Below are 3,649 nucleotides of genomic sequence, written 5' to 3' on the forward strand. Positions count from 1 at the left end.
CACCGCCTGGGGCGGCTGGTGCGCCTCTTCCCATTGCAAATAGGCGCCGCGGTCGCCCTTGGGGCGTCCGATGGCGACCAGCACGTCGGGAGCGCGGCGGATGTCGGGCCGTCCTTCGACGGGGTACCAGAGGAGATCGCCAGCCACGAAGACGTCGGGACGGTCGGCGAACAGCGCCGCGAGGTTGCCCTGGAGCATGACAATCCAGCGAAACTGGAGGGTATTGTCGGCCATCGGCTGACCATCGCTTTCGGGATACACGATGGCGCGCGTTGCTTCGGTTACTGCCACGCTCATCGACGCCTCCATTGCTCTGAACCGCGCCAGTATTTTCCACCTCCATGCTACCACACCTTTGCCATTATGGTGTACCATACCCTATGCAACACAGCAGCAGTGCGGCGCGTAGATCCCGTTGAATGACGGGCGGGCGCCATGGCCCTCACCAAAAGGAGGAAGTATGTCAGTGCTGGCAGGAATCGTTTTCGGTTTTGTCGTGTGGTTCCTGATGCGCTACCTGGTTGCCGGGATTTACACCGTCGACCAGAACGAGCGCGCAGTGAAAACGATCTTCGGGCGTGCCGAACGCCTGACCGACGCCACAATCGACGACCCCTACGCCGAGTATTTGCGACCGGAAGAGCGCGAACGGTACCGTTATCCCCAGGTTGTTGTCATTCCGCCGGGCGGACCATACTTCAAGTGGCCCTGGGAACGCGTCTACAAGGTCCCGGTTGCGACCCAGACCATGAACATGGCGCTCGACCTGGAAAACCCGATGGCAAACCAGGGCGGCACCAAACTCGAAGCCGTCACCAAAGACCAGCTCAACATTGCACTGGAGGGCCAGATCCGCTATCGCGTCTACGAGCGCAATCTGTACGCTTATCTGTGGGGCGTCAAGAACCCGATTGTCCATGTCATGGGGTACTTCATCTCCATTCTGCGCGAACGGATCGCCAACTTCGAGGCGCCGCAGCGCGTTATGACGATGGACACGGCGCCGATGGACAGCAATGTCGCGGCAAGCGTGTCGATCAACGATCTGCGCAAGAACCTGCGTGACCTGAATGAACTGATGGACCGCGAATGTCTGTCAGCGGCGGCGCGCTACGGCATTCAGTTCGATGCCTCGCTCATCACCAGCATCGACGCGCCGCCAGAAGTCGAGTCGGCGCTGGCAGCCGTCAACACGGCGCACAACCAGGTCTCGTCGGACATCAGCCGGGCGCAGGCGGAAGCTGACCAGAAGATCGTCCAATCGAAGCGCGCCGTTGAGATCGAAACCCTGAAGGCGCAGGCGGAGGTCGAGCCGCTGATGGCGCTGGCAAAGCAGTTGAGCGATCTGAAGCGCATTGGCGGACCCGAAGCATTGCAGGCATACCTGCGCAACGTCCGTCTGAAACTGTACAACCAGGCTGAGCGTGTTATTCTGGAGGAACAGATATGATCGAGTTTGCGACTGCCGCCATTGTGACCTTCTTCATCTGTCTGATCGCAGTGCCGACCTTTCTCGGACTATTGCGCGCATTCGGGTTTTATGCCATCGTCGAAGAAGGCACCTGTCACGTGTACGTGTTGTTCGGCAACGTCGTCGGCATTCTGCGAGAACCGGGGTTCTACTTCCTGCCAATCAAACTGGGACCTGCCGCGTTTCTCGTCAACTGGCTCGGACGGCGCCACGTCATCGACATGCGGCTCGACCAGAAATACCTGCGCAGCCAGCCGGTCAACTCTGAAGAAGGGGCGCCGATGGGTGTGGGCATCTGGTATGAGTACAAGATCAGCGACCCCATCGCGTACCTGTTCAAGAACGCCGACCCTGACGGTTCACTGGCGGCGAACGTGAGCAACGCCGTGGTACGCACGCTGAGCAACCTGCCGCTCGCTGAGATGCTGGAGAATCGCCACGCCATGAGCCGAACGGTGCGCGACGAGGTATCGCCGAAGTCGGTGGAATGGGGCTACCAGCTTGGTTCGGTCTACATCCGCAAAGTGCACTTCCGCGACATCGGCATGATCCGGCAGATCGAAGAGAAAGTCGTCAACCGGCTGCGCCAGGTGACCGCAGCCATCAGGCAGGACGGCGCCAACCAGGTCAGCATTATCACCAGCACCGCCGAACGCCAGGCAGCGATTGAGTTTGCCAAGGCGCAGGCGATTCGTCCGCAGATTGTCGGAACTGCGCTCAACCAGATCGCAGCCGACCCGGATGTGGCTGCGGCGCTGTTCGAGATCCTCGAGTTGCAGAACATTATCGAAGGGCGTGCCGCCGTTACGCTCATCCCTCCGGCGCGACCGCTGCTCCAGCAGATGATGGCGGCAACGCCTGCCGGGAATAGTCAGCCGACGCGACAGATGCGGTGACAAGCAATGCCAGGTGCAGTGTCAATAGCACACCAGTGCTATCTGGTATTGTGATGCCGCGAATGCAACAAAACTCTTGACAGTCTTCCGACTGAGGTTTACAATAGGTAAAGTCCGTACTTGGTCAGAAGTACGGACTTGACTGCATCCATTATCTTGATATAATAATACGAACGCATGTTCGTATTCTGAGAGAGTGATACCACGCATTGTATGGTTTGGGTGGATGCTCATGGCGCTTGTCGGATGTGGACAGCCATTGCAGCTTGATGCCACGCAGCGGACACGAACTCCTCTCGTTGCGCCGTCTGGCGCGTCGACGGGAATGCCTGATCGCACTGCGGCAGCATTAGCGCCGACCCTTGCGACTCACACGCCAAATCAGGAACGCACACCAGCAACAGCGCATGCCACGCAAACGCCAACAGTTCAGATCATTCCATCGACGCGTGCGCCGCAAACAAATGAGGCGCGATGGCGCATGCAGCAGATGGATCGAGAGGTGCTCGATCCACCGCAGATCTATCGGGTAGTTCGTCGTGCGCCGCTGTTCTGGTTCGATCCCGCAACGGGTCAGACGCTTGAAATCGGCACGCTGATCGGCGACATCCCGGTGCAGGCGCGGTTTCGCCTGCGCTCCACCGGGGAGGCTGCGCTTGAAGTGCCATATCGTATCAATAACGACTTTGGGTTGACGGCGATATCTGAAGCGGTGCGCTCACGTATGGAAGCCGCCGGTTATACCGTCAACGTCGAAGCTTTTGTATTGGAGTCCGACGCCATCCGGGCGCCGTAACGTCGTCGGAGACAGTCTGTGAGTAGCAACTATTTAAACTTGATCCGCGGGCAGCGCCGTCGTTCGAGCGGCTTCCAGATTACTGCCCGCACGTTGCTGGCAATCCTGGCATTCGTCGCAATGGGGGGATCCGCCGCCTACTGGTGGGGAGTGCAGTCGCAACTGACCGAGAACCGCATCGTCGCCATCGCCTTCACCGCCATCCTGGTCCTCGCGCCGCCGAGCCTCGTCTCGTTCCTCATCCCCTGGTCTCCCGCCGGGATGCTGCTCCAGAAGGTCAACGCGCGCACCTGGGCGTTTCCGGTCATTATCGGCTGCGCGCTCTACCTGCTCTACTACGCCTTTCAGTTGCAGTGGGCGTGGTGGGCGGCGCAGCCGGTCGTCGCCGAGACGAACCTGGTCTATCAGCAGGTGCTGATCGGGATGATCGGCTTCATCATCATTCCGGCGCTGCTGTGGACGCCGGTCTCGTCGGATGAACTGGTC

Annotated in this window: 3 protein-coding genes and 2 pseudogenes; 4 read left to right on the forward strand and 1 reads right to left on the reverse strand. The window is 59.7% G+C overall.

Annotated elements, in window-relative coordinates:
• Positions 1–297, reverse strand: a pseudogene (locus tag AC3EA7_RS20065) (Uma2 family endonuclease); the annotation flags it as partial.
• Between the two features lie 163 nt (positions 298–460).
• On the opposite strand from AC3EA7_RS20065, the gene AC3EA7_RS20070 reads away from it, so the two are divergent.
• The 4 genes and pseudogenes from AC3EA7_RS20070 to AC3EA7_RS20085 all read left to right on the forward strand — a co-directional run.
• Positions 461–1,450, forward strand: coding sequence for an SPFH domain-containing protein (locus AC3EA7_RS20070; RefSeq protein ID WP_488615853.1), 990 nt, complete (start codon positions 461–463; stop codon positions 1,448–1,450).
• The gene (locus tag AC3EA7_RS20075; RefSeq protein WP_488615854.1) at positions 1,447–2,367 is read left to right on the forward strand and encodes an SPFH domain-containing protein; all 921 of its coding nucleotides are present in this window, start codon (positions 1,447–1,449) and stop codon (positions 2,365–2,367) included. Before AC3EA7_RS20070 ends, AC3EA7_RS20075 begins: the two co-directional genes overlap by 4 nt.
• Positions 2,368–2,692: 325 nt before the next feature.
• On the forward strand, positions 2,693–3,163 hold the full coding sequence (locus AC3EA7_RS20080; protein ID WP_488615855.1) for a hypothetical protein: 471 nt from the start codon (positions 2,693–2,695) through the stop codon (positions 3,161–3,163).
• 18 nt (positions 3,164–3,181) lie between these two features.
• Positions 3,182–3,649, forward strand: a pseudogene (locus tag AC3EA7_RS20085) (hypothetical protein); the annotation flags it as partial.

The organism is Roseiflexus sp. (assembly GCF_057785375.1).

Bases quoted from the DNA above. Each gene is read 5' to 3' on its own strand.
- AC3EA7_RS20070 (WP_488615853.1), top strand. From the start codon at position 461: ATGTCAGTGCTGGCAGGAATCGTTTTCGGTTTTGTCGTGTGGTTCCTG.
- AC3EA7_RS20075 (WP_488615854.1), top strand. From the start codon at position 1,447: ATGATCGAGTTTGCGACTGCCGCCATTGTGACCTTCTTCATCTGTCTG.
- AC3EA7_RS20080 (WP_488615855.1), top strand. From the start codon at position 2,693: ATGCCTGATCGCACTGCGGCAGCATTAGCGCCGACCCTTGCGACTCAC.